Source organism: Roseomonas sp. WA12, from assembly GCF_054165765.1.
This window is the reverse complement of record NZ_CM135108.1, coordinates 1,982,300-2,007,854: the sequence shown is the minus strand read 5'-3', so window position 1 is coordinate 2,007,854 and position 25,555 is coordinate 1,982,300. Positions and strand designations below refer to the sequence as shown.

The window sequence follows — 25,555 nt, the reverse complement described above, 5'->3', positions numbered from 1 at the left end:
GACACCGAGCACCCGACGCCATGACCGACGAGTTCCACCGCATCCGCCGCCTGCCGCCCTATGTCTTTGCCGAGGTGAATGCTGCCAAGGCGAAGGCGCGTGGAGCGGCCGAGGATGTCGTCGATCTCGGGATGGGCAATCCGGATAGCCCGACGCCGCCGCACATCGTGGCCAAGCTGATCGAGGCAGTACAGGACCCGCGGACGCACCGGTACTCGGCGTCCAAAGGCATTCCCGGGCTGCGGAAGGCCCATGCGGCGTACTACGCTCGCCGCTTCGGGGTGAAGCTGGACCCGGAGACGGAGGTGATCGCGACGCTCGGCTCGAAGGAGGGGCTGGCGAATCTGGCGCAGGCCATTGCCTCCCCGGGCGACACGATCCTGGTGCCGAACCCGTCCTATCCGATCCATCAGTTCGGCTTCCTGATTGCGGGCGCTTCGGTGCGGAGCATTCCCTATACGCCGGATGACGAGATGCTGCGCGCGATCGACCGCGCGGTGCGGCATTCCGTGCCGAAGCCGACGGCCGTCATCGTCAACTTCCCGTCCAATCCGACGGCGCTGACCGCTTCCATCGAGTTCTATCGCGAACTGGTGGCCTTCTGCCGGCGGCATGAGATCTACATCCTGTCCGACCTCGCCTATGCCGAGCTGTATTACGGCGACGTGCCACCGCCCTCCGTGCTCGAGGTGGAGGGCGCGATGGATGTGGCGGTGGAGTTCACCTCCATGTCCAAGACCTACAACATGCCGGGCTGGCGCATGGGCTTCGCGGTGGGAAACCCGAAGCTGATCGCGGCGCTGACGCGGGTGAAGTCCTATCTCGACTACGGCGCCTTTACGCCGATCCAGGTGGCGGCAACCGCGGCGCTGAATGGGCCGCAAGACTGCATCGCGGAGATGCGGGCTCTGTACAAGGACCGGCGCGACGTGCTGGTGAAGGGGCTTCACGCGGCGGGGTGGGACGTGCCCTCGCCGGATGCCTCGATGTTCCTCTGGGCGCCGATCCCAGACCGGTTCAAGCATCTGGGGAGCGTGGAGTTCTCCAAGCTGCTACTGGCGCGGGCGAAGGTGGCGGTGGCGCCGGGCATCGGCTTCGGCGAGCACGGCGACGATCATGTCCGCATCGCGCTGGTGGAGAACAACCACCGCATCCGCCAGGCGCTGCGGGGGATCAAAAGCTTCCTGCAGGGCGACAATGTCGCGCCCGCTATGGATGAGGGCGCCAAAGAGGACGCGGTGCGCGCATGACCCGTCCTCTCGCGGTCGGTGTTGCCGGCCTTGGTACCGTCGGCGCGGGTGTGCTCGGGCTGCTGCGGCAGAATGCGGAGATCGTGGGCGCGCGAGCCGGGCGGCGGATTGCGGTGACGGCAGTGTCCTCGCGCGATCGCACGCGGGATCGCGGCATCGGGCTGGACGGGCTGCGCTGGTATGACGATGCCGTGGCGCTGGCGAATGATCCGGCGGTGGACGTTATCGTCGAGACGATCGGCGGCAGCGAGGGGCCGGCGCGGGCGCTGATCCAGGCGGCTCTGGCTGCGGGCAAGCCGGTGGTCACGGCCAACAAGGCGCTGCTGGCGATCCATGGCGCGGAACTGGCGGAGCTTGCCGCGAGATCGGGCGTGCCGCTGGCCTTCGAGGCGGCGGTGGCGGGCGGCATCCCGGCCATCAAGGCTATCCGCGAGGGGTTGGCGGGCAACCGCATCACCCGCGTGACCGGCATTCTGAACGGGACGTGCAACTACATCCTGACGCAGATGCGCGAGCGCGGCCGTGAGTTCGCGGAGGCGCTGAGCGAGGCGCAGAAGCTCGGCTATGCCGAGGCTGACCCGACCTTCGACGTCGATGGGATCGACGCGGCGCATAAGCTGGCGATCCTGGCGGCGCTGGCCTTCGGACGGCCGGTGGACTTCGGTGCGGTGCATGTAGAGGGGATCCGGGCGATCTCAGCCTTGGATATCCGGCTCGCGGAGGAGCTGGGATATCGCATTAAGCTCCTCGGCATTGCCTCCTGTGGCGAAGCGGGCGTGGAGTCGCGGGTGCATCCCTGCATGGTGCCGGCGTCCCACCCGGTCGCGACGGTGGATGGCGTTTACAACGCGGTGGTGGCCGAGGGTGACCATGTCGGGCGCGTGGTGCTGGTCGGGCGCGGGGCTGGAGCAGGGCCGACAGCCTCCGCCGTGGTTTCCGATCTCATCGACATCGCGCGCGGGCGGCATACGCCGGTCTGGGGCGCAGAGTCCTTCTCGGCGCTGCCCTCGGTGGGCATCGAGCGGCATTCCGGGGCCTATTACCTCAGGCTGATGGTGGTGGACCGGCCCGGGGTGATAGCGGATGTCACCGGCGCGCTCCGGGATGCCGGGATCAGCCTGGAATCCATGCTGCAGCGCGGGCGCGCGCCCGGGGAGGCGGTTCCCGTCGTCCTCACCACCCATGAATCGCGCGAGTCCGCGATGCGCGAGGCCATCGCCCGCATCGCGGCGCTCGACGCCGTGCTTGAACCTCCTGCCCTGATACGGATCGAAACCCCATGACCGAGCCCGCGACCATCAATCCCAACGCGCCGCTGCAGAGCGACCGTAACCTGGCCATGGAGCTGGTGCGCGTGACCGAGGCGGCGGCGCTTTCGGCCTCCCGCTGGATCGGGCGGGGGGACAAGAACAGCGCGGACGGTGCGGCGGTGGACGCCATGCGCCGCGCCTTCGACAGCGTCGCCATCTCCGGCACCGTGGTGATCGGTGAGGGGGAGATGGACGAGGCGCCGATGCTCTATATCGGCGAGAAGGTGGGCGCCGGCGGGCCCGAGGTGGACATCGCGGTTGACCCGCTGGAAGGCACTGCCATTTGCGCGCGCGGCATGCCGAACGCCATCGCGACCCTGGCCGTGGCGGAGAAGGGCGGGTTCCTGCACGCGCCCGACATCTACATGGACAAGATCGCCGTCGGCCCGGGGTTGCCGGAGGGGGTGGTGCATATCGATGCCAGCCCGCTGGAGAACCTGCGAAACCTGGCGCGCGCGAAGAAGGCGGAGATCGAGGATCTGGTGGTCTGCACGCTGGACCGCGACCGCCACAAGGACATCATCCGCGCCTGCCGCGAGGCCGGGGCGCGGATCATGCTGATCCCCGATGGCGACGTGGCGGGCGTGGTGGCCTGTTCGCAGCCGGAAGCCGGGGTGGACATGTATCTCGGCTGGGGTGGAGCGCCGGAGGGCGTGTTGGCGGCCGCGGCGCTGCGCTGCATTGGCGGGCAGATGCAGGGGCGGCTGATCTATGAGGATGACACCCAGCGCGAGCGCGCGAAGTCCATGGGGATTTCCGATCCCGACCGCATCTTCAACGTGGAGGACATGGCGCGGGGCGACGTGATGTTCTCGGCAACGGGCGTTACCACGGGCGCGATGTTGCGCGGCGTGCGGCGGCATGCGGCGGGAGCGGTGACGCATTCCATCGTGATGCGGAGCAAGACCGGCACCGTTCGGTACATCGAGGGGCACCATAATTTCACCCTCAAGCCGAACGCCTTCATTGCCTGACGGGGCATTGCCCAAGGGATCTCTCCCAGCGGCGCCTGGCGCTGAGCCCGGTGCCGTGCTCGGCGTCGAGCGCAGCGCGGCTGGGCGGCGCTGGGTGTGGCGCGAAGGGGATGCGCGAGTCGGGCTGGCGATCGCCCAGCGTCTGGACGTGCCGGAGATCGTCGGGCGGCTTCTGGCCGCGCGCGGGATCGGGGTGGAGACGGCGCAGGACTTCCTGGAGCCGAAGCTTCGGGCGTTGATGCCCGATCCGTCCACGATGCGGGACATGGAGCTGGCGGCCGAGCGGCTGGCCGCGGCGGTGCGCGCGGGCGAGCATGTGGCGGTATTCGCTGATTACGACGCGGATGGAGCCTGCGCCGGGGCGCTGATGACGCAGGTGCTGCGTGACCTCGGCGTGCCGGCGACGCATTACGTGCCGGACCGCATCAAGGAGGGCTACGGGCCGAATGCGCCGGCTGTTGCCGCGCTGTGCGATGCGGGGGCGACGCTGATCGTCTGCGTCGATTGCGGGATTGCAGCGCATCAAGCGCTGGACGCGGCGCGGGGCCGGGCGGATGTGGTGGTGCTGGACCACCACAAGGCGGAGGGGCCGCCGCCGGCGATCCTGGCGACGGTCAACCCGAACCGCCTTGATTGCGGCTCGGGGCTGCGGACGCTCTGCGCGGCAGCCGTGTGCTTCATGACGGCGGTGGCGCTGCATCGGAGCCTCAGGAAATCCGGCTTCTTCGACGGACGGGCGGAGCCGCCATTGCTCGACCTGCTCGACCTCGTCGCCACGGCGACGGTCTGTGACGTGATGCCGCTGACGGGGCTGAACCGCGCGTTCGTGGCCCAAGGGCTGCGGGTGATGGCGCGTCGGGCGCGGCCGGGGATCGCGGCGCTGCTCGAGGTGGCGGGTGTGAAGGATGTGCCGACGGCGCATTCCCTCGGCTTCGGGTTGGGGCCACGCATTAATGCCTCCGGCCGGATCGGGGAGGCGGATCTCGCGCTGCGGCTGCTGCTCGAGACGGACCCGTTGGAGGCGCGGACGGTGGCCGAGCAACTGGACGCGACCAATCGGCGCCGCCAGGAGGTGGAGGCGGAGGTGATGGGGACCGCGCTGTCCATGGCCGAGCGGGACGTGGCGGCGGGCCATCCGGTGCTGCTGATCCTTGGCGAGGGGTGGCATCCCGGGGTGGTCGGGATCGTCGCCGGGCGGGTGAAGGAGAGGTTCAACCGGCCGGTTCTCGTCGCGGGCGTGACGGGCGGGCTGGCTAAGGGATCGGGGCGATCGGTGCCCGGGCAGGATCTGGGGGCCGCCATCATCGCGGCGCGCCAGGCGGGGCTGCTGGAGACCGGCGGCGGGCATGCAATGGCGGCGGGGTTCAGCTTCCGCGCCGAGCGGCAGGAAGCCGTGCACGCCTTCCTGAACGAGCGACTGGCCGTGCCCGGCGGGTTGCCAGGAGTGGCGGCGCTGGTCGTGGAGGGAACGCTTTCGGTGGCGGCGGCCAACACGGCGTTGGCGGAGCAGATCGGGCGGCTGGCGCCCTTCGGCACCGGCAATGAGGAGCCGTTGTTTGCCATCCGCCATGCGCGGGTCGTCCGTGCAGACCGGGTGGGCAAGGAGGGCAACACCATCCGGCTGTTCCTGGAGGGCGAAGGAGGCGGGCGGCTGAAGGCCGTGTGCTTCCGTGCCAAGGAAGGGCCGCTGGCGGAGCTGCTGCTGGGCGCGCGGGGCCGGCCGCTACATTTGGCGGGGACGCTGCGGGCCGAGAGCTGGAACGGCGAGGTCACGACCAGCCTTCATGTGCTGGATGCGGCGCCGGCCTGACGCGCAGTGGGTTGTGCCGGGCGGCCTGGGGCCCTAACTCGCGGGCGCAAGCCCGGGGTGGCCTGACCGGCCGGCCCATGCACGCCCGAGATCGCGGAGCCCCCATGCACCCGAGCCGTTGCCTGATCGCCCTCCTTCTGCTTGCCGGCTGCGGCAGCGACTATTCCGCGGACACCTATTCCACCCGCGCAGTACAGCAGGCGAATCCGGCGCAGCAGGGTGTGATCATCGGTGCGCGGGAAGTGGCCATCTCCTCGGATGGTGCGCAGGGGGCGGCGGTTGGCGCGGCGGCCGGCGGCATTGTTGGCGCTGCGACTCCGGGCAGCAGCATGACTTCCGCCCTGGCCGGCGTGGGCGGCGGATTGATCGGCGGGCTGTTCGGCAACACCGCCGAACGCATGGTGAATGACAACCGCGGCACCGAGTACATCGTTCGCAAGACAAATGGCGAACTGGTGAGCATCACCCAGCGCGACGTGCCGCCGCTGCCGATCGGGCAGAAGGTGCTGGTGATCGCAGGGGCTCAGGCGCGGATCGTGCCGGATTACACGGTGCCGGTGGGGGATGCGGCTGGTGGGACGCCACCGGCGGGCGGGGGACAGCCTTCGGCCGTGCAGGCGCCGGTTCGGGCCGATCCGCCGGCTGCGGGCCTGCCCGCCGCCGCGCCGCAGCCCGCCGCCGAGAGCCCGGTACGGAGCGAGTTGCCGCCCGCTGCGCCTGCCGCGGAGCCGCCGCCCTCGCCGCGCGCGCCGCTCGTGCCGCCTGCGGCGCCACTTGCGCTCTGAGAGGTGCTGGACGGGGCGAAGCGGGCGTTGTAGTGACCGCGCGCCCCGGGTTTGCGGGGTAGGCCTGTCCCGTTCGTCTAGAGGCCTAGGACGCGGCCCTTTCAAGGCTGCAACACGGGTTCGAATCCCGTACGGGACGCCACTACCTCTGTAATTGCTGGGTTTTTCTGGTCTTCTCGCTCTCGTCCTAGAAGCGACCCACAATTCGCCCCGACCTTCGCAAGATCCGCGTTCCCTAGATTGGGCGCCTCGATTCGCAGCCCGGCGCACGCCTGTGGGGAGCGAGAAGGGCGAGGTCCTCTCCGCGGTTTACCGAACCTTCTTTGCGACAAAAGCTGGAACGGGGCGATCTCAGTGATACCCGGCCGATCAATCTAGGTGCTGATCCCAGACGCCGGGCAGCAAGGTCTTAGCTGTCACGTCCCTCACTCGGGCAAGTCGGGACGGATAGAAGCGGCATAGAAGGTTAGGATTGCCTCCGCCTCACCTGCGTCGTGATAAAGGACCGCCCTGGGTCAGCAAATTGGGCAGGTGAGGGATCGCGCCGCTTCTTCGCACGCGGCCCTGCAAACCTGGAAGCGCACGCAAGCCGCTTGGGTTTGACGCAGGACTTGCAGCGCCTTCGATCCGTTCCGGTCAACTTCGCCGGACCTTCCCGACGCCTCAACTCTGCGGTGGAGCTGCAGGCCAAGATCGAGCGGCCCGACCCCGAACAGGACCATGCTGGCGGGCTCGGGAACTTCAGTCGGGGCTGGCACTCATGGAGGACGGTCGATGCAGCCTCAACGATTGGCGCTAGAAAGCCCGCAGAGAATCAACATCCATTTCGGACGCGACTTTCTTCGTCCCTACTCGCCATCCTCACTTATTTTTACGCCCGACACATCGATTGCACGGCGTAAGGCAGTGACGATCGCACGAGAGGTGCGGGTGTGTCGCAGTTCGAAAGCCTTCACGGTACCGCTTGAGCAGTATGCGCGCGCAGCCAAGTCCTGGTGTGTCCAGCCAAGTTCCTTCCGAGCGGCCACGCACTGTTCTGGAGTCAGGCCAGGCGCCTCCCAATTCGAGGCCCTAGCCAAGGCTGATGCGTCTGGAGAGGGGCCTGCTGGAAGCTCTCTGGTATGTTTGGCTGGCGAGGTCATGGTGTGTTCCGACGTTCAGGTCGGTGCTCGGCAACGATCATGCCACCGTTCTAATTCAACATGTTAGCTGCTCGCGCCGCAGGCTATGTAAGGTAGCCCGACATCAGACAGCAGCGTTTGCCTCCGCTACCTTGGATCGATGTTTGCGCCTGCAGTCCTCAGACCGATTCGTCGGACCTCCGACCCGACCGCACTGGTAGATCGCTGAGATCGCTGGAATTGAGGCACAAACGCCCAGTCAACGGACCGGCTCTGCTTTCACTGTTCCCTAATCGTTCTCCTTCGGTCTAGCATCAGTCGCATGAGCCACCTTCATTATACCCACGCTCCTCCCACTGACTTGGACGTGCTGGCCGCTCGGCGCGCTGAGCTCGCCTATCGCCTAGCGGTCGGGCGTGGCTGCCCGAAATGGGAAGCTTGGGAACAGGCGGTGGCAGACTTCCGCGCTTGCCATCCGAACTGGCCGGTGGCGCTGGTGGAACGCGAGGCGGCGCGGACGGTCGGGGCTCTCGTTCTCAACCAGCGCACAGCTGCTGAGGCCAGAGTGAGGCAATCGGCGAATCGAATTCCGCTCGACCTTCTGGTGGACCTGACCACGCCCGAGACGGCGGAAAGCATGCGTGCGGCGACGCGCGTGGAGGAGTTGGGGGCCGGAGCGGTTTCGATCTTCCGTGGTGCTTGGAAGATGACCGGCAACGTCCGGCCAGTGAGTGCACAGCTTCCACTTAGAAGACAGTCGAGGAGCGACGTAACGCTCCACGTCTAGCCGGTTCGCCGTACCCCACGGCTCTTTTTTACTTTGCAGCGCTGGAACCGTAGCGAAATCGTCGCGGCGTGAAGCGTGCGGGCTTCCTGCCCGGGAAAACGTCTTGGAGCTTCGACCGTGGAGCGGCGCAAGCGGCAAGAGGTGACGGCTGGAGAGGTTCAGTTCACAACTGCCTCCCTGTCCGACCGGCAGGGTGGGCTGAGGATGCGGATGTTTTGGCGTGACTGACGGCCTCTACACGCGAGACAACCTGGCCGAATTCTGCGCGAAGTCGGGCTCGGCGATCGGGGAGCATACCTATGGTGCGCCCGAAGTGCGGTGGTGGGGGGAGCCTGCACGGCTGAGCATCGGGCGGTACTGCTCGATTGCCCAAGGGGTGGTCATCTTTCTAGGCGGGAATCATCGAACGGATTGGGTTTCCACCTACCCATTCAACAGTCTTCCAGCCTGGCCTGAAGCCGCAGGGATCGGCGGCCATCCTGCCACTCGCGGGGACGTCACGGTCGGCAGCGATGTCTGGATCGGGGAAGGTGCTTCGATCCTGTCCGGCATCTCGATAGGGCATGGGGCCGTCATTGGTGCCCGCTCCGTCGTCACGCGGTCTGTTGCGCCTTATGCGATCGTGGCCGGCAATCCGGCCAGACTCATACGGCGGAGATTTCCGGCCCACGTCGTCGATGCGCTTTTGGAGGCGGCTTGGTGGGACCGGACAGACGACGAGGTTCGGCCGCTTGTGCCGTTGCTTATGAGCGGAGACGTCGAGAGGTTGCTCAGTGCTCTTGGTGTTCGGACGAGGAGGCGTAGCTTCAGCAAGCTGCTGAGGTGGATGAGGTAGGACGGCCGTGCCGTGCGATCCGTCGCTGAACAGCGACGAAGGGTCGCCTGTTCTTCTGGATACCCTTGCAGGTCGAGGTGAGTGGCAGCGCGCTTCGCAATGCCTTGCCTGTGCTCGTCACAGTGACAAACGGGGGCTGCCACGTAGCGCCAGCCGTGGCTGGAACCTTTTCCATCCGGATCGCGTTCTTCTGGATTGGCACAACGGAGGAACGACAATGACGCTGAGCAGGTTGTTACTGCTGGGAGGCGTGGCGATCGGGATGGCGTTGTCTGCCGGATCCGCCTTCGCCGAACCTTGGAGAGGCGACGGCGGGTACCGGCGCTACGAGCGTCAGCATGACCGGCGCTGGTCGGAGCGGGACCGTTGGGAGCGCGATAGGCACGGTGGCTATGATCGCCGGCATGCGGACTACGAGAGGAGTCGCGCTTACGATCGGGGACGCCGGGATGCGCGCCGCGCTCCGGACACACGGGACCCTGTGGCAGCACTGGGGCTACGCGGGCGTTAAACGACTTGACGGGCTTGCATGACGCTAAAGCCGAGCTTTGGCGTCATGCGGTCGACGTCCTGCAGAATGTTTCAAACGGGGCGAGTTGCAGCGTCAGGAAAGGCGATTGAGTTCTTCGACGGGCCAGCCATGCAGCTTGCCCAGGATGTCGGTGAGGATTTCATCCGCCAGGACTAGGTCGGCAGCCCGAGCGTAGCGAACAAGGTCGTTAACGACCTCAATCCTGGGATCGCACGCCGCCTTGGATTCGGGCGCCGGGGCCTGTACGCGGGACGCTGTCTTGCCAGACTTCGCTCCCCGTGTGCCGCGCGAGGAGCCTTTTCCTGAATTGGCGGGCCATGACCCGAGGCGGGCGGTGCTCATGTTGCAATCCTACATGCGCTGCGACTGGATAGTTGTATCAAGTGTTTGTGATACAACTTCGACGCGCGCTGTAGAGACGATCGGTCCTCACTGCAAGCAGCATTGACGTTAGCAGCAGAAATTCTTGACGCTCCGACCATCGGCGAGTAAGGCGTCCCTCTCCGGGACATGTCCCGCTCGCCGGTCGGCCGCCCTCAGGGTGCCGGCTCCGTCGCCCCGCGAAGACTCGCGCAGCGACGCGATCGGTCGTGGGCGGTCCCAAACAGGATAGGTATATCCCGCCCGAATGTTCGAGGCGCTTTCCACCCGCCTGAATGGCGTTTTCGACAAGCTCCGCCGTCGCGGGGCTCTGTCGGAGGCTGACGTCAACGAGGCCCTTCGCGAGGTGCGCATCGCCCTACTGGAGGCCGATGTGGCCCTGCCGGTGGCGCGCGACCTGATTGCCAAGGTGCGCGAGCGAGCGGTCGGCGCGGAGGTGATCCGCAGCGTCTCGCCGGCCCAGCAGGTCATCAAGATCGTCAACGACGCGCTCGTCGAGGCGCTCGGGGGCGGGGAGGGGGCCGAGGCCTCCGGGCTGGACCTCAATGCGCCGTCCCCGGTGCCGATCCTGATGGTCGGGCTCCAGGGATCGGGCAAGACGACCACCTCGGGCAAGATCGCGCTGCGGCTGCGGAGCCGTGACAAGAAGAAGGTGCTGCTGGCCTCGCTGGACGTGGCGCGGCCGGCGGCGCAACTGCAGTTGCAGACGCTGGCGGGCCAGGCTGGGGTCACCTCGCTGCCGATCGTCGCCGGGCAGTCGCCGCTCGAGATTGCGGCGCGCGCCATGGATGTGGCGCGGCGCGAGCTCTACGACGTGGTGATCCTCGACACCGCCGGGCGCCTCTCCATCGATGATGCGCTGATGGAGGAGGTCGCTGCGGTGAAGGCCGCGACGCGGCCGCACCAGACCCTGCTCGTCGTCGACGCCATGACCGGCCAGGACGCGGTGAACACCGCGCGGAACTTCCAGGATCGCGTTGGCGTCAACGGCATCGTCATGACGCGCGTCGACGGCGATGCGCGCGGCGGTGCGGCGCTATCCATGCGGGCGGTGACGGGCGCACCGATCCGGCTGCTGGGTGCTGGCGAGAAGCTCGACGCGCTGGAGGACTTCCATCCCGACCGCATCGCCGGGCGTATTCTCGGCATGGGCGATATCGTGTCGCTCGTCGAGCGGGCGGCGGAGACGATCGACCGCGACGAGGCCGAGAAGCTTGCGGCCAAGATGCAGAAGGGGACCTTCGACCTGGAGGACTTCGCATCCCAGCTGAAGCAGGTCGGCAAGATGGGGAACCTCTCGGGGATCCTCGGCATGCTGCCCGGTATGGGCGCGATGAAGTCGCAGATTGCCAATGCGAAGATCGATGATGGGATGATCGGGCGTCAGTCCGCCATCATTTCCTCGATGACGCGCAAGGAGCGCAAGAATCCCGACATTATCAAGGCGGCGCGCAAAAAGCGCATCGCTGCGGGGTCCGGGGTCACGGTTCAGGATGTGAACCGGCTGCTGAAGCAGTTCGACGATATGTCCGCGATGATGAAGCGGATGAACAAGCTCGGTCAGAAGGGGCTGATGCGGGGCGGGCTCGGTGCCCTGCTCCCTGGCGCCGGAAACCGCAGACCTTTCTAGCCTGAGACAGAGAAGGACGACGACATGGGCCTCAAGATTCGCCTCGCCCGCGCCGGTGCCAAGAAGCGCCCCTACTACCACATCGTGGTGGCCGACAGCCGTTCGCCCCGCGACGGCCGCTTCATCGAGCGCCTGGGTTCCTACAACCCGATGCTGCCCTCCGACCATGCCGAGCGCGTGCGCCTGTTCGACGAGCGCCTGAAGCACTGGATCAGCCAGGGTGCGGTTGCGACCGACCGCGTGGCCAAGTTCCTCGGCAAGGCCGGGCTGGCGCCGATGCCGGTATTCGCTGAGCAGCCGAAGCAGTCGGCCCCGAAGAAGAAGGCGCAGGAGCGCGCCGCCGCGGCCGCTTCCGCCAGCGCGGCCTGAGGATAGCAGCGCCAGTCCATGTCCGCGTCGCGTCGCATCCTGGTCGGTGAGTTCGGCCGCCCGCACGGGGTGAGGGGGCTGATTCATCTCCGCTCCCACACAGCCGAGCCGGCGGCTATCGCCAGCTATGGCCCGCTCTCGGATGAGAGCGGGGCGCGGAGCTTCGCGCTGAAGTGGCTCTCGGAGGGGTTGGTGCAGGTGGAGGGTGTCGCGGACCGCGATGCCGCCGCCAAGCTGACCGGCACCCGTCTGTATGTGGATCGCGACGCGCTGCCTCCGCCCGATGAGGACGAGTTCTACCTTACCGACCTGATCGGCCTGCGCGCCGAGACGGAAGGCGGGGAGGTTCTCGGCACCGTTTCAGCGGTTGAGGACTTCGGCGCGGGCAGCGTGATCACGCTGCGAGACGAGGCCGGGCGGGAGACGCCGCTGCCCTTCACCAAGGCCGTCGTGCCCGTGGTGGAGATCGCGGCAGGACGCGTCGTCATCGTCATGCCGGGCGAGCAGGTCGTGCCGCCGCAGCCGGGAGAGGCGGAGGCCGGCGACACGCCGCGCCCCCGCCGTCCCTCCATGCGCCGCCGCAGCGGCGGGCGAGACGCAGCATGAGCTGGAACGCCACCGTCCTCACCCTTTTCCCGGGCATGTTCCCGGGGCCGCTGGGCACCTCGCTCGCCGGCCGGGGGATGGAGCGCGGGCTCTGGTCGCTGGAGGCGCGCGATATCCGCGCCGTCACCACCGACCGGCACCGCACGGTGGACGACACGCCCTTCGGGGGTGGCGCCGGCATGGTGCTGCGCCCGGATGTGGTGGATGCCGCGATCGCCGCCGCCATGCCGGAGGGCGATGCGCGCCCGCTGGTGTTCCTCACCCCGCGCGGTGCGCCGCTCCGGCAGTCGCTGGTGCGGGAACTGGCTTCCGGGCCGGGGGTGGTTGCGCTTTGCGGCCGCTACGAGGGGGTGGACCAGCGCGTGGTCGAGGCGCGCGGGATGATCGAGGTTTCCATCGGCGACTACGTCCTCTCCGGGGGCGAGTTGGCGGCGATGGTGCTGCTCGATGCCTGCGTGCGGCTGATCCCGGGCGTCATGGGCGCGGCGGAGAGCGCGGAGGAGGAGAGCTTTTCCGCGGGCCTGCTCGAGTATCCTCAGTACACCCGCCCTGCCGATTGGTGCGGCCTGCGCGTTCCGGAGGTCCTCCTCTCCGGTCATCACGCAGAGGTCGCCCGGTGGCGGCGCGAGCAATCGGAGGCCGTGACCCGCGAGCGGCGTCCCGACCTCCTGACCAATTCAGCGGCGCGTTCCGCGTCGCTCAATGAACAAGCGGCGCGTTCCGCGCCATTGCATCCGGCGGCAAGCCCCGCCTAAACGAGCGGAAGAGAAGGACCACAGCCATGAACCTGCTTCAGCAGTTCGAGCACGAGCAGATGACCCGCCTGGCGAGCACGCGCGCCACGCCGGACTTCGACGCCGGCGACAGCGTCCGCGTGATGGTGAAGGTGCAGGAAGGCGAGCGCATCCGCACCCAGGCCTTCGAGGGCGTGGTGATCGCGCGCTCGAACCGTGGCCTGAACAGCAACTTCACCGTCCGCAAGCTCTCCTATGGCGAGGGCGTGGAGCGTGTGTTCCCGCTGTACTCGCCGAACGTGGCGGAGATTCAGGTGGTTCGCCGCGGCAAGGTGCGGCGTGCGAAGCTGTACTACCTGCGTGGCCGCACCGGTAAGTCGGCGCGCATCCAGGAGCGCGCGGCGGTGCGCGGCAAGGGCGGCGCCTCCGCGGTGGCGGAGAGCCCGGCCGCTGCCAACGAGCAGCTGAACGAGCAGCAGGCGTAAGACGGGATGCGGCCCGCCAGGACAACCTGGCGGGCCGTTTCTCGATAGGTGAGAGGGGAAAAAGCATGTCGGCCACGAAGCCGCGTACCTTGTTCGACAAGATCTGGGACGCGCATATCGTCGAGCAGCTTCTGGACGGAACCTCCCTTCTCTACATCGACCGCCACCTCGTGCATGAGGTGACGAGCCCGCAGGCTTTCGAGGGGCTGCGGACCGCTGGGCGCCCCGTGCACCGGCTGGATGGCACTATCGCGGTGACTGACCACAACGTGCCAACCGACGCGACCCGTTTCACCGGCATCCAGGAGCCGGAGAGCGCGCTGCAGGTCGCGACGCTCGAGAAGAACGTGGCCGAGTTCGGGGTGAGCTACATCCCGCTGAACGACAAGCGTCAGGGCATCGTCCACATCATCGGTCCGGAGCTGGGCATCTCGCTGCCGGGCATGACGATCGTCTGTGGCGACAGCCACACCTCCACGCATGGCGCTATGGGCGCGCTGGCCTTCGGCATCGGTACTTCCGAGGTCGAGCACGTGCTGGCGACCCAGACGCTTCTGCAAAAGCCCGCAAAGAACATGCGGGTGACGGTGAACGGCAAGCTGGGCTTCGGCTGCACAGCCAAGGACATCGTGCTGGCCATCATCGGCAGGATCGGGACCGCGGGCGGCACCGGGCACGTGATCGAGTTCGCCGGGGAGGCGATCCGCGCGCTCGACATGGCCGGGCGCATGACGGTCTGCAACATGTCGATCGAGGCCGGGGCGCGCGCCGGGATGATCGCGCCGGACCAGACGACCTTTGATTATGTGCGCGAGCGGCCGATGGCGCCGAAGGGTGAGGCTCTGGAGCGGGCCATCGGTTGGTGGAGCACGCTGCCGACGGATGAGGGCGCGCATTTCGACAAGGAGGTCGTGCTCGACGCCGCCGACATCGTGCCGATGGTGAGCTGGGGCACGTCGCCTGAGGATGTGCTGCCGATCACGGGTGTGGTGCCGGATCCCGAGGCCGCTTCCGACGAGGCGCGGCGGGCGCAGCTTCGCCGCATGGTCGAGTATATGGGGCTGACGCCGGGCCAGCGGCTGCAGGACCTGAAGGTGGATGCGGTTTTCGTGGGGTCCTGCACCAACGGGCGGATCGAGGACATCCGCGCGGCCGCTGCGGTGGTACGCGGGCGCAAGGTGGCGCCCGGCGTGCGCGCCATGGTGGTGCCGGGCTCCGGGCTGGTGAAGGAGCAGGCGGAGCGGGAGGGGCTGGACGCGATTCTGAAGGAGGCCGGCTTCGAGTGGCGTGAGGCCGGGTGCTCCATGTGCCTTGGCATGAACCCGGACAAGATCCTGCCCGGGCAGCGCTGTGCCTCCACCTCCAACCGCAACTTCGAGGGGCGGCAGGGGAAGGGTGGGCGGACGCATCTGCTGTCGCCGGCGATGGCGGCTGCGGCGGCGGTGACCGGCTATCTGGCCGATGTGCGGGATATGTCGCGCGAAGGCGCGCCGGAGACGATGCAGTGACGCCCTTCACCACGCTCACCGGCATCGCGGCGCCGCTGCCGATGGCCAATGTCGATACCGACAAGATCATCCCCGCTCGCTTCCTCAAGACCATCGAACGCAAAGGACTGGGACGCGCAGCGTTTGCCGATATGCGCTTCAACGATGACGGCACCGAGAAGCCGGAGTTCGTGCTGAACCGTGAGCCCTATCGCGCGGCCGAGATCCTCATTGCGCATGAGAATTTCGGTTGCGGGTCCTCGCGCGAGCACGCGCCATGGGCACTGCTGGATTTCGGCATCCGCTGCGTCATCGCGCCGGATTTTGCGGACATTTTCTTCAACAACAGCTTCAAGAACGGGATCCTGCCGATCAAGCTGCCGCGGGAGATCTGCGACATGCTGATGGAGGATGCGCGCATGGGCGCGAACTCCCGCATCACGGTCGATCTCGCGCGCCAGGTGGTGGTGCGGCCGAACGGGGAGGAGATCCCGTTCGAGGTGGATCCACTTCGCAAGCACAGGCTGCTCAACGGGCTCGACGATATCGGCGAGACGATGCAGCGCGCCTCCGTCATCGAAGGCTTCGAGCAGAAGCAGCGCGCGGCGCAGCCCTGGCTCTACGGCTGAGAGTCCCGCGTCTCCCAAGGAAGTTCTGATGTCCGCAAACAAGAAGCTGCTGGTGCTGCCTGGTGACGGCATCGGCCCCGAGGTAATGCGCGAGGTCCGGCGCGTGGTGGACTGGATGGACCGGCGCCGGCACGTGACTTTCGCCATGGAGGAAGGGCTGGTCGGCGGCGCCGCCATTGACGCGGAGGGGCATCCCTGCCCGGACTCGACGATGGAGAAGGCAGCGCGGGCGGATGCCATCCTGTTCGGCTCGGTCGGCGGGCCGAAGTGGGACAGCCTGCCCTTCGACATGCGGCCGGAGCTCGGCATCCTTCGGCTGCGCAAGGATCTCGGGCTGTTCGCCAACCTGCGACCCGCGATCGTGTGGTCGCCGCTGGCGCAGGCCTCCTCGCTCAAGGCGGAGCTAGTGGACGGGCTCGACCTGATGATCGTGCGCGAGAGCACGGGCGGCATCTATTTCGGCGAGCCGCGCGGGGTTGAGATGATGGCCAACGGCATGCGCCGCGGCTTCGACACCGAATCCTACACGGAGGAGGAGATCACCCGCGTCGCGCGCGTCGGCTTTGAGCTGGCCCGCAAGCGCAGCAACCGGCTGACGAGCGTCGAGAAGGCCAATGTCATGCAGTCCGGCCGGTTTTGGCGGGAGATTGTGACGGCGGTGCACAAGGCCGAGTTTGCCGATGTCGAGCTGTCGCACATGTATGCGGACAATTGCGCCATGCAGTTGGCATCCCGCCCGAAGCAGTTCGACGTCATCCTGGCGAGCAATCTGTTCGGCGACGTTCTCTCGGATCTGGCGGCGGCGGTGACGGGCAGCCTGGGTATGCTGCCCTCGGCGACGCTCGGCGCGCCGGATTCGAGCGGGCGCCGCAACGCGCTCTACGAGCCGATCCACGGTTCGGCACCGGATATCGCGGGGCGGGGCATCGCCAATCCCTGCGCGCAGATCCTCTCCTTCGCGATGCTGCTTCGCTGGTCCTTCGGCATGGAGGAAGAGGCTGGGCTGATCGACAAGGCCGTGGAGAAGGTTCTCGCGGGCGGGCTGCGTACGGCGGACATTATGGTTCCGGGTGCTGCTCGGGTCGGTACCTCCGTGATGGGCGAGGCAGTGGTGCGCGAACTGGACAAGATCGCGGCCTGATCCGGCTGCACCGCGCGGCGTCCGGCGCCGGGAGGTGCCGGTCCTGCGGCGGTGCCAACGCCAAACGCAGAGGCCTGGCATGGCCTGCGGGCGATCCTGGACCGCACTCGCAGCCCCCTCTGGTACTAGGGGGTATGCCGCGGCGAGGCCGGGTTCAGGAATGCTGGTTTCAGGGGTTGCGTCGGAAATCCCGGAGCGCTAATCCCCGCCCCCAGGAAGTGCGCCCGTAGCTCAGCTGGATAGAGCACCAGACTACGAATCTGGGGGTCAGGAGTTCGAATCTCTTCGGGCGCGCCATCTTTCTTGTACCGCGTTCAGGTTTTGACTTTGGCGATGCGCCCGTAGCTCAGCTGGATAGAGCACCAGACTACGAATCTGGGGGTCAGGAGTTCGAATCTCTTCGGGCGCGCCAAATTCCGCCGCCTTCGCCGACGTGGCTCAAAGTATCTGGGCCTAGAAGATCCTCCGGACTGCAAGACCCGAGACGAGGGTCTGCACTATGCTCCGGCACTCCAACTCTAACGACTAGAGTGTTGAGTAGTGCCAGCCCATCTCGATGCTGCGGCACGCGTGCTCGGCTGAGCGGAGCGCATCGCTGTGCATGCCATGGGCCTGGGCGTAGCCGGTTAGGCTGGGATTGAAACGGTGGCGCTCAGCTTAAGGCGCCACTAAGTCCGAGAAGGGTTCGTTCCCCACCACCATGTCGGTGACACAGGCGCGCGGACCGAGGATCGGCATCTCGTCCTTCAGCACGCTGAAAAGTTGGAGCGGCGCTGCGGAAGGGGCGGCCTCCTCAAAGCGAGTGGTGGCGTCGGCTCTGATCCAATTCACGGATTGTGTTAACCGGAAGAAGTCGGACGCGCGGGCCGGGGCAGGGCGAGCAGAACGGCGTCGATCGTCTCTGACATGGCGACGGCGTTCAGCGTCTCGAGGCCGCCTGCTACATGGATGCCGACGATCGCGTCGGCCGTCTTGCCGTCGGACAGGTCGCGCAAGACTGCCAGGATCCTGGAGGTCTGGGGATCAGCCTCCAGCATGTCGCGGACCACGCGTTCGGCGATGGTGTTGGCACCGATGATGATGACCCGCTGATGTTGCAGCTTGCGGAGCTCGGCGAGGCGGACCAGGCGCGCAGGTCCTGCCGCCCGATGAGCGGGAGCAGGAGCTGCAGGCCGCGCCGGGCGATGAGCCAGTTCGGGCTCTCAAGCATTGACGGCGTGAAGCCCAGGGGCAGGCGCACTGCTGAAGCATAAAGATGTTGGTGCTCTGGGGGGCGACCGACCGTTTCACCCGGATGAACGCAGCGGGTACACGCGGCGGGAAGACGGACCTCCGCTGCGGGGGCACCTGCCCGACGAGGTGTTGCGGCCAAAGGCGGGGTAGCACGCCGCGGCCGATGCGGTCTGGGCGGCGCCGCGGTGCTGAATCGCCGGTTTGTGCCCGGGACGCGGCGCAAAGGCGGTGGACCGCCGGCAACGGCTGGGTCACGCTTCCCCCAACGAATGAAACGGGAGGGAAAGCATGATCCATAGGAGATCCGTTATCGGCGGCCTCGGCGCCGCCGCGGTCCTGCCGCTCGGGGCGCAGGCGCAGGAGGCCTATCCCTCGCGGCCAATCACCATGCTTGTGGGTTTCGCGCCCGGGGGCGGCACGGACATCGTGGCGCGCATGCTGTCGCCGCGGCTGCAGGAGGAGCTGGGGCAGCCGATCACGGTGGAGAACCGGGCCGGTGCCAGCGGAACCCTGGCCGCCGCCGCGGCCGCGCGCTCCCGGCCGGACGGCTATACGCTGCTCACCGGCACCGTCAGCACCCAGTGTACTGTGGCGCCGCTCATGCGGCCGCCGCCCTATGACCAGCTGCGCGATTTCACCCCGATCATGCTCCTTGGCACCCTGCCGCTGGTGGTGGTGGTGCGGGCGGATAGCCCGGCGCGTGATATTGCCGGGCTGAAGGCGCTGGCCGCCGAAAAGCCTGGCGGGCTGAATTACGGCACGTCAGGCGTGGGCAGCCAGCAGCACCTAGCGAGCGAGCTGCTGGCGCGCGAGGGCTCGATGCGGATGACGCACATCCCTTATCGCGGCACCGGGCAGTCGGTGAACGCGCTGCTGGCGGGCGATGTGGACGTGAACATCGACACGCTGGCGACCTATCTGCCGCATATCCGCGGTGGACGGATGCGGGCGCTGGCCACCACCCTGCCGCAGCGGGCCACGGCGCTGCCCGAGGTGCCGACGGTGGAGGAGCAGGGGTTCCCCGGCTACGACATGTCCGTCTGGTACATGGTGCTGGGGCCGGCGGGGTTGCCGGACGCGGTGGTGCGACGCTGGGAGTCTGCGCTCGGCCGAACCATTGCTGATCCCACGATCAACCGGCGTCTGATCGAGTCCGGCTACATCCCCGGCGGTGGCGGGGCCGCCGAGGCAGCGGCGCTGGTGCGGCGGGATGCTGAGCGGCTCGGCCGCGTGGTGGAGCTGGCGGGGGTTCGGCTGGAGTAGGGCTCCCCGGACGGAGCCTGCCGGGCTAGGGACTTTCGCCTGCGTTGGCGTACCCCTGAGAGGGACAGGCCGGGCCGGTAGTTTGCCTTTGGGTATTGGGAGCCGGACAGCTCCGCGGCTCATCGGTGCATTGCGCGGTTGCGGCGCGGTGGCGATTGCAACTACAGGACGTTTCCTGTCCTGGGCAGTCGCGGCATGGGCGTTTCGTCGACGTTGAACAAGTTCTGCGCAGCATTACGTCCGGGTGTGCCGGCAAGTGCCGGCCCGCCGCGGATCCACCGCCGGAGATGGGCCATGAACGTCCCGCCCGTATCGCTTGCGACCCTCCGCGGTGCCGCTCGGCAGGTCCTCGTGTTCGCTGCGGTGCTGTCCGTCCTGGGGGCGTTTGGGTCTGCGGTGCAGGGGAGCGAACCGCTTCGCCTGCAGGTGGTCGGCGGCTTGGCGGGAGTGAGCCAGTACACGCGGCTCGAGGAGCCGTTCTGGCGGCAGCGCCTGCCCGAGGTGACGGGCGGCCGCGTCACCGCCGACATCTCCCCTTTCGATCGCAGCGGGATCCGGGGACAGGAGGCGCTTCGGCTGCTTCGGCTGGGGGTGACCCCCTTCAGCACGGCGCTGCTCGGCCTCGTGGCGTCGGAGGAGCCGGAGCTTTCGGCGCTGGAGCTACCCGGGGTTTCGCCTGACATGCCGACCTTGCGCCGCACCATCAGTTCCAACCGCCCCTGGCTCGAGGCCATGCTGCGGGAACGGCACGCGACGGAGCTGCTGGCGGTCTATGTCTACCCGGCACAGGTGTTCTTCTGCGCCCGGCCCTTCGCGGGGCTGCTGGATCTGCGGGGGCGGCGGATTCGCACCTCCTCGGCCGCGCAGTCCGAGTGGGTCTCTGCCATCGGGGCGGTGCCGGTCGTGATCCCCTTCGCCGAGATCGTTCCTTCCATCCGCGCGGGCGTGGTGGAATGCGCGATCACCGGCACTTTGTCCGGCTGGCAGATCGGGTTGAACGAGGTGACCACCCACGTCCATGCCATGGCGCTGACCTGGGGCGTCTCACTGTTCGGGGCGAACATCGCGGCCTGGGAGGGGCTGCCGGCGGAGCTGCGCGACACGCTTCGGCGGGAGTTGGGCGAGCTGGAGCAGCGGATCTGGGAGGCTTCGGACGCCGAGACGGGGTTGGGCCTGGCCTGCAACACCGGGCAGCCGGACTGCCCGGCCGAGGCGGTGGCGGGGCGCACGCGAGGGCGGATGACGCTGGTCCGCGTGACGCCAGAGGATGACGCGCTGCGCCGCCGTCTGGTCCGTGAGGTAATCCTGCCACGCTGGGCCGACCGCTGCGGACCCGATTGTGCGGCGGAGTGGAACCGGCGTTCCGGGCAGACGCTCGGCGTCATGGTTCCTGCGGGGCGCTAGATCATGCCGCTCCGGCGCATCCTCTCCTTTGCCCAGCCACGCTCCGCAGGGCTTTGGATCCTGCTCGTCACCATCCTGCTGCTGGTGGTGCAGATGATGGTCGCGCAGACGATCGTGCGGCAGGGCAGGGCGGCTGCCATCGCCCAGGCACAGGAGGCGGTGGACATGGCGGCCGAGAGCGCGGCCGCCTCCATGAACCGCAGCTTTCTCTCGGTGGACAGCGCCCTGGCCGGGCTGCCGAACCTGCTGGCCCCGGCGCTCTCCGGCTTGGGCGCGGATGCTTCCCCCGCGGCCCGCTCTGCGGCGCTGTCGCGCGTGCTGATGGGGTTGAGCGACAGCAGCCTGGGCTTCCGGGACCTCGTCCTCCTGCCGCTGGAAGGGGGAACGCCGGTCGCGGCCGCGGTGGCCGGGTCCCGCCGGCGGCCGCCGCCCGTGCCGCATGCGGCGCTGCTCGCCCCACCCCAGGCAGCGGCTGGTGTCCGCGGTGGTGTGACGATCGCGGGGCCGGTGCCGAACCCGGCGACGGGCGAGTGGGCATTGTTTCTCGCCCGGCCGGTGACGCTCCTCAACCTGCCACCGCTTCTCGCGGTGGCGGAGGTTTCGGTACCGGTGGTGGCGGCTGGGCTGATGGGTTCCGGTTCAGGCAACGACTCCGAGGGACGGCGCGTGCTGCTGGTGCGGAGTGACGATCGGGTGCTGTTGGCCAGCGCCCCGCACGACGAATCGCGCATCGGCCGACCGGTGGCGCGCCCCCTGTCCGAGGGGCTGGAGCCCGGGCGCTTCGCGGCTGCGCGGCGTACGCTGTACCCGGCGATGCATGTTGTGGCGGTGCAGGAGAGCGGGCCGGCGCTGGTGGACTGGCAGGGGAACGAGTCCCGGATTCTCTACGCCGCGGGCGGGCTGGCGATCCTGACCGTCGCGATCGCGGCGCTGCTGGTGGCGATGCTGCACCAGCGCGACCAAGCCGAGGCCGAGCGGGCGCGCGGGCGGCAGCTTCTGGAGTCCTCGATCGAGGCGATGTCGGACGGCTTCGTCATGTGGGACGAGCAGGATCGGCTCATCGTCTGCAACGAGCGCTACCGCGACTTCTACCGCGCGAGCGCCCCGGCCATTCGCCCGGGTGCGACGCTGACCGAGATCATGCGCTACGGCGCCGAGCACGGGCAGTACCCGCAATCCGGTGCGGACAAGGAGGCGTTCGTCACCGAGGCAATGGCGCATTACCGTCATCCCTGGAACACCGCGCCGGTGGAGCGGCTCCTGCCAGACGGGCGCTGGGTCCTGGTGACCGAGCGGCGGGTGCCGGGAGGCGGCTCGGTCGGCATTCGCACGGACATTACGCAGCAGAAGCGCGCGGCCGCCGACCTTACCGAGGCGCGGGACCAAGCGGCGGCTGCGGGTGCGGCGAAGTCGCGTTTCCTCGCGCGGATGAGCCACGAGCTGCGGACGCCGCTGAATGGTGTCCTGGGCATGGCGCAGGCTCTGGCCGGGGACCCGGCGCTGACGCCCGAGCAGCGGGGCCGTGCGGCAATGCTGGAATCGGCGGGACGCCATCTGCTGGACGTCGCGAACGACGTGCTGGACCTGGCGCATGTGGAGGCGGGGCGCATGCCGCTGCGCCGCGCGCCGGCAGCGCTCGTCCCCCTGCTGGAGTCCTGCGCGGAGCTGATCCGGCCCGCGGCCGCCGCGCGCGACACGGTGGTGCGGACGGAGCATGATCCCGCGCTGCCGGCCGCGCTGTTGCTGGATGCCGTGCGGCTGCGTCAGCTCGTGCTGAACCTGCTCTCCAATGCTGTGAAGTTCACGCCGCCTGGCGGGCAGGTGACGCTCCGAACACTGCTTCAGCCGGACGAGGCGGGGCAGCGACTGCGGCTCGAGGTGCTCGACACCGGGCCAGGCGTGCCGGCCGATCAGCGCGGCAACGTATTCCACGACTTCGTGCGGCTGGAACGGTCGGGCGGGGATACACCGCCGGCGGACGGCTTCGGGCTCGGGCTCGCGATTTCGACCGGTATTGTCGAGGCGATGGGCGGGCGGATCGGTGTGGACGACAATCCCCAGGCCATTGCTGCAGGGCGCACCGGGGCGCGCTTCTGGGTGGAGCTGCCCGTCGAGGCGGCGGAGCTGCCGGCCCTCCCGGCTCCTGCGTCGGCCGTCGTGCCGGGGCGCGAGGTACGGCTGAAGGTGCTGGTGGTAGACGACGTGCCGACGAACCGGCTGGTCGCCCGCGCCCTGCTGGAGCGTGCCGGGCACCGGGCCGAGCTGGTTGCGGGCGGAGCCGAGGCGTTGGGAGCGGTTTCCACCGCCGCGCGCGCCGGGGAGCCCTTCGATCTCGTGCTCATGGACTTGGCCATGCCGGGGATGGACGGGCTCGAGGCCACGCGGCGGCTGCGGGCGCTGCCGGAGGGCGAAGGGCGGAATGTCGCCGTGGTGGCGCTGACCGCTGGCGTGTTCGACAGTGACAACGCCGCCTGCCGCGAGGCGGGAATGACGGGCTATCTGCCCAAGCCGGTGACCCGCGAGGCTCTGCTGACCGAACTGGCCCGGGTCGTGCCCTACAAAACGGCCGCGCCGGCGGCGGGCTAGGGCTAGAAGCCCTCGGCCGCCACCTCCTCCGCACGGCGCCATAGGCGGAGGAAGTTGCCGGCCCAGAGGGCGGCCAGCGCCTCGCGGTCATAGCCGCGCCGGTGCAGGGCCTCGGTAAGGCCGCCGGTCTCGCCGGCATGCATCCAGCCCGTCACGCCGCCGCCGCCGTCGAAGTCCGAGGACAGGCCGACATGGGCGAGGCCGATGCGGCGGACGGCGTGGTCCACATGGTCGGCGATGTCCTCCACGCTGGCGGCGGTTCGGCCGTCCGGGCCGGGGTCCCGCAGGAAGGCGGGGACGGCGGTGATCTGGATCAGGCCGTCGGAATCGCGCAGGGCGTCCAGCTGCTCGTCGTCCAGATTGCGGGGGTGCTGGCGGAGCGCGGCGCAGCAGGCATGGGTGGCGACGATGGGGGCGCGGGAGCACTCGACCGCCTGCATCATCGAGGCCTTGGAGGCGTGGGAGACGTCCACCAGCATGCCCAGGCGGTTCATCTCCTCGATCGCCTGGCGGCCGAGGGCGGAGAGGCCGCCGTGGAGGGTGGCGGGTTCCGGGCGGTCCCGGCGGGGGCGGGCGGCGTCCGCGAGGTCGTTATGCCCATCATGGGTGAGGGTGAGATAGATAGCGCCCAACCCGCGCCAGAGGGCGAGGCGGGAGAGGTCGTGGCCCATGGCGTTGCCGTTCTCGACCGCCATCAGCACCGCGGTGGCGCGGGCGGCATGGGCGGCCTCGAGTTCGGCGACGCGGGTGACGAGGCGGCGGCCCTCGCCATGGGTGGTGTCGCGGATGTGGCGGAGCATGGCTTCGGCGCGGGCGCCGGCCTCGGCATGGTCCTCCGGCGTGCGCGGGCCCTGGGGGGTGTAGGCGATGAAGACCACCGCCTTCAGTCCGCCGGCCTTCATGCGGGCGAAGTCGACGTTGCGCGCGGTGGTGCCGCGCGGATCGATCATGTCAGGCCAGGGGATGTCGACATGGGTATCGAGGGTGAGGGTCTCGGCGTGGATCTCGGCGTGCATGGGTCTGGTTTTCAGTTCGTGCGGGCGTCGGCAATGCGGGCGATGAGTTGGGGCAGGGCTTCCGGGTGCAGCCAGCGGAAGACGGCGACGAGCCGGGTGGCGGGCTCGATCCAGATCGTGTTGCCGCCGGCGCCGACGGCGAAGAGGCTGGCGCGGTCCGCCTTGGGGTAGCGGCCGGAGCGGTTGAGCCACCAGAGCAGGCCGTAGTCGGGGTGCAGTGCGACTGGCTCGCCCGAGGCGGCGACCCAGCCCTCGGGAAGGATGCGGCGGCCATTCCAGACGCCGTCGTTCAGCATGAGGAGGCCGAGGCGGGCTTGGTCCTCGGCGTGGGTGACGATGCCGCCACCCCAGTGGCCGCCGCCGGGGACGGAGGTGACGGGTTCGCCAGCCACGTCCACGGTGGAGGTGCGGTAGCCCTCCCAACGCCAGTCCTGCGATGCACCGATCGGATCCATGACGCGAGCGCGCCAGACCTCGGGCAGGGCCTGCCCGAAGGTGCGGAGCAGGGCGAGGGAGAGGACGTTCACGCGGACGTCGTTGTATTCCCAGTGCTGCCCGGGGGCGGCCAGCGGGCGCGCCCAGCCCTTGGGCTTGCCGGTGCCCTCGCTGGCGAGGTCGCGGCCGCGGTCGATCCTGTCAGCTTTGCCGAAAAGGGTGCCCTCCCACTCGCTGGTCTGCTGCAGGAGCATGCGCCAGGTGATGGCCGAATTGCGCGGGCCGTCGAAGGCGGGGTCGTCCACGGTGGCGGCGACCGGGGCGTCGAGATTGGAGATCAGGCCATCGCCATGGGCGATGCCGGCGAGGAGCGAGAGGCAGGACTTGGCGACCGAGAAGGTCATGTCGGCCTGGCGGGTATTGCCCCAGCGGGCGGCGACCACGCCGTCCCGCAGGATCAGGCCGTTGGGGGCGCCGCGGCTGGCCACGGGGCCGAGCACCTCGTTGTCCGGGGCGGGCTCGAAATGGCCGCCTTCCAGATGGGCGAGGAGGTCTCGCGGAAAGGGTGTTTCGCGGGATTGCGCGAAGTCCACGGCCTCGGCGAGGCGGGCCGGGTCGAAGCCCAGCGCCTCGGGCGCTGCTTCGGGGAAGGGGGTCGGGGCGGGGGCGGGGAAGCTCATCGCGGCGCAAGGTGGACCGGCGCGGGCCGAAGGGCAAAGGAGGGCTTCCAGCGGCCGTGAAGAGGGGGTGGA

Annotated in this window: 23 protein-coding genes and 3 tRNA genes; 21 read left to right on the top strand and 5 right to left on the bottom strand. The window is 68.6% G+C overall.

Translation table 11 applies throughout. The features are described 5' to 3' along the window. Positions 1-20: 20 nt before the first annotated feature. The 8 genes from ACVBD7_RS09495 to ACVBD7_RS09460 all read left to right on the top strand — a co-directional run bounded on the left by ACVBD7_RS09495 (position 21) and on the right by ACVBD7_RS09460 (position 8,872). The gene (locus ACVBD7_RS09495; RefSeq protein WP_458097237.1) at positions 21-1,250 is read left to right on the top strand and encodes an LL-diaminopimelate aminotransferase; all 1,230 of its coding nucleotides are present in this window, start codon (positions 21-23) and stop codon (positions 1,248-1,250) included. Continuing rightward, on the top strand, positions 1,247-2,533 hold the full coding sequence (locus ACVBD7_RS09490; RefSeq protein ID WP_458097236.1) for a homoserine dehydrogenase: 1,287 nt from the start codon (positions 1,247-1,249) through the stop codon (positions 2,531-2,533). The genes ACVBD7_RS09495 and ACVBD7_RS09490 overlap by 4 nt, the downstream gene beginning before the upstream one ends. After that, positions 2,530-3,534 carry a class II fructose-bisphosphatase gene (gene glpX / locus ACVBD7_RS09485; protein WP_458097235.1) on the top strand — a complete coding sequence of 335 codons (1,005 nt, stop codon included), beginning with the start codon at positions 2,530-2,532 and terminating at the stop codon, positions 3,532-3,534. Before ACVBD7_RS09490 ends, glpX begins: the two co-directional genes overlap by 4 nt. Positions 3,535-3,589: 55 nt before the next feature. Beyond that, positions 3,590-5,344 carry a single-stranded-DNA-specific exonuclease RecJ gene (gene recJ, locus ACVBD7_RS09480; RefSeq protein ID WP_458097234.1) on the top strand — a complete coding sequence of 585 codons (1,755 nt, stop codon included), beginning with the start codon at positions 3,590-3,592 and terminating at the stop codon, positions 5,342-5,344. Between the two features lie 104 nt (positions 5,345-5,448). After that, positions 5,449-6,129 (top strand): hypothetical protein, encoded by a 681-nt coding sequence (locus ACVBD7_RS09475; protein WP_458097233.1) that lies wholly within the window; start codon positions 5,449-5,451, stop codon positions 6,127-6,129. A 66-nt stretch (positions 6,130-6,195) separates the two neighbouring features. After that, a tRNA-Glu gene (locus tag ACVBD7_RS09470) sits at positions 6,196-6,271 on the top strand. A 1,301-nt stretch (positions 6,272-7,572) separates the two neighbouring features. Then, positions 7,573-8,037, top strand: coding sequence for a hypothetical protein (locus ACVBD7_RS09465; RefSeq protein ID WP_458097232.1), 465 nt, complete (start codon positions 7,573-7,575; stop codon positions 8,035-8,037). 220 nt (positions 8,038-8,257) lie between these two features. Further along, positions 8,258-8,872 (top strand): CatB-related O-acetyltransferase, encoded by a 615-nt coding sequence (locus tag ACVBD7_RS09460; protein WP_458097231.1) that lies wholly within the window; start codon positions 8,258-8,260, stop codon positions 8,870-8,872. A 604-nt stretch (positions 8,873-9,476) separates the two neighbouring features. Here ACVBD7_RS09460 and ACVBD7_RS09455 read toward each other — a convergent pair. Continuing rightward, the gene (locus ACVBD7_RS09455) at positions 9,477-9,746 is read right to left on the bottom strand and encodes a hypothetical protein (RefSeq protein ID WP_458097230.1); all 270 of its coding nucleotides are present in this window, start codon (positions 9,744-9,746) and stop codon (positions 9,477-9,479) included. A 286-nt stretch (positions 9,747-10,032) separates the two neighbouring features. Between ACVBD7_RS09455 and ffh the strand changes: the two genes are divergently transcribed. From ffh to ACVBD7_RS09405, 10 genes are all read left to right on the top strand, one after another. Continuing rightward, entirely contained in the window at positions 10,033-11,415 is a 1,383-nt protein-coding gene (gene ffh, locus ACVBD7_RS09450) for a signal recognition particle protein (protein WP_458097229.1), read from the top strand. A 24-nt stretch (positions 11,416-11,439) separates the two neighbouring features. Further along, entirely contained in the window at positions 11,440-11,784 is a 345-nt protein-coding gene (gene rpsP, locus ACVBD7_RS09445) for a 30S ribosomal protein S16 (RefSeq protein WP_458097228.1), read from the top strand. An 18-nt stretch (positions 11,785-11,802) separates the two neighbouring features. Next, on the top strand, positions 11,803-12,390 hold the full coding sequence (gene rimM, locus ACVBD7_RS09440; protein ID WP_458097227.1) for a ribosome maturation factor RimM: 588 nt from the start codon (positions 11,803-11,805) through the stop codon (positions 12,388-12,390). Next, positions 12,387-13,145 (top strand): tRNA (guanosine(37)-N1)-methyltransferase TrmD, encoded by a 759-nt coding sequence (gene trmD, locus ACVBD7_RS09435; RefSeq protein WP_458097226.1) that lies wholly within the window; start codon positions 12,387-12,389, stop codon positions 13,143-13,145. Before rimM ends, trmD begins: the two co-directional genes overlap by 4 nt. A 26-nt stretch (positions 13,146-13,171) precedes the next feature. Further along, complete coding sequence (rplS, locus tag ACVBD7_RS09430) at positions 13,172-13,609, top strand: 50S ribosomal protein L19 (protein ID WP_458097225.1); 438 nt, start codon at positions 13,172-13,174, stop codon at positions 13,607-13,609. A 65-nt stretch (positions 13,610-13,674) separates the two neighbouring features. Beyond that, positions 13,675-15,117 (top strand): 3-isopropylmalate dehydratase large subunit, encoded by a 1,443-nt coding sequence (leuC, locus tag ACVBD7_RS09425; protein ID WP_458097224.1) that lies wholly within the window; start codon positions 13,675-13,677, stop codon positions 15,115-15,117. Continuing rightward, on the top strand, positions 15,114-15,725 hold the full coding sequence (leuD, locus tag ACVBD7_RS09420; protein WP_458097223.1) for a 3-isopropylmalate dehydratase small subunit: 612 nt from the start codon (positions 15,114-15,116) through the stop codon (positions 15,723-15,725). Before leuC ends, leuD begins: the two co-directional genes overlap by 4 nt. Positions 15,726-15,753: 28 nt before the next feature. Beyond that, complete coding sequence (gene leuB, locus ACVBD7_RS09415; protein ID WP_458097222.1) at positions 15,754-16,866, top strand: 3-isopropylmalate dehydrogenase; 1,113 nt, start codon at positions 15,754-15,756, stop codon at positions 16,864-16,866. 220 nt (positions 16,867-17,086) lie between these two features. Beyond that, positions 17,087-17,163: transfer RNA gene (locus ACVBD7_RS09410), tRNA-Arg, on the top strand. 38 nt (positions 17,164-17,201) lie between these two features. Next, positions 17,202-17,278, top strand: a tRNA-Arg gene (locus ACVBD7_RS09405). 245 nt (positions 17,279-17,523) lie between these two features. On the opposite strand, the gene ACVBD7_RS09400 is transcribed toward ACVBD7_RS09405, so the two are convergent. Both ACVBD7_RS09400 and ACVBD7_RS09395 read right to left on the bottom strand, forming a co-directional pair. Further along, complete coding sequence (locus ACVBD7_RS09400; RefSeq protein ID WP_458097221.1) at positions 17,524-17,697, bottom strand: hypothetical protein; 174 nt, start codon at positions 17,695-17,697, stop codon at positions 17,524-17,526. Positions 17,698-17,705: 8 nt separating this feature from the next. Further along, the gene (locus ACVBD7_RS09395; RefSeq protein WP_458097220.1) at positions 17,706-17,861 is read right to left on the bottom strand and encodes a hypothetical protein; all 156 of its coding nucleotides are present in this window, start codon (positions 17,859-17,861) and stop codon (positions 17,706-17,708) included. A 526-nt stretch (positions 17,862-18,387) separates the two neighbouring features. Here ACVBD7_RS09395 and ACVBD7_RS09390 point away from each other — a divergent pair. The 3 genes from ACVBD7_RS09390 (at position 18,388) to ACVBD7_RS09380 (ending at position 23,352) form a co-directional block, all read left to right on the top strand. Next, the gene (locus tag ACVBD7_RS09390) at positions 18,388-19,362 is read left to right on the top strand and encodes a Bug family tripartite tricarboxylate transporter substrate binding protein (RefSeq protein WP_458097219.1); all 975 of its coding nucleotides are present in this window, start codon (positions 18,388-18,390) and stop codon (positions 19,360-19,362) included. Positions 19,363-19,656: 294 nt separating this feature from the next. After that, positions 19,657-20,766, top strand: coding sequence for a TRAP transporter substrate-binding protein (locus tag ACVBD7_RS09385; protein WP_458097218.1), 1,110 nt, complete (start codon positions 19,657-19,659; stop codon positions 20,764-20,766). A 3-nt stretch (positions 20,767-20,769) separates the two neighbouring features. Next, positions 20,770-23,352: a PAS-domain containing protein gene (locus tag ACVBD7_RS09380; RefSeq protein WP_458097217.1), complete on the top strand. Its 2,583-nt coding sequence runs from the start codon at positions 20,770-20,772 to the stop codon at positions 23,350-23,352. Positions 23,353-23,354: 2 nt separating this feature from the next. Here the strand turns inward: ACVBD7_RS09380 and ACVBD7_RS09375 are convergent, their stop codons facing one another. Together ACVBD7_RS09375 and ACVBD7_RS09370 are read right to left on the bottom strand one after the other, a co-directional pair. Next, entirely contained in the window at positions 23,355-24,368 is a 1,014-nt protein-coding gene (locus ACVBD7_RS09375; protein ID WP_458097216.1) for a dipeptidase, read from the bottom strand. A gap of 11 nt (positions 24,369-24,379) precedes the next feature. Then, complete coding sequence (locus ACVBD7_RS09370) at positions 24,380-25,483, bottom strand: serine hydrolase domain-containing protein (protein ID WP_458097215.1); 1,104 nt, start codon at positions 25,481-25,483, stop codon at positions 24,380-24,382. Between the last annotated feature and the right edge of the window lie 72 nt (positions 25,484-25,555).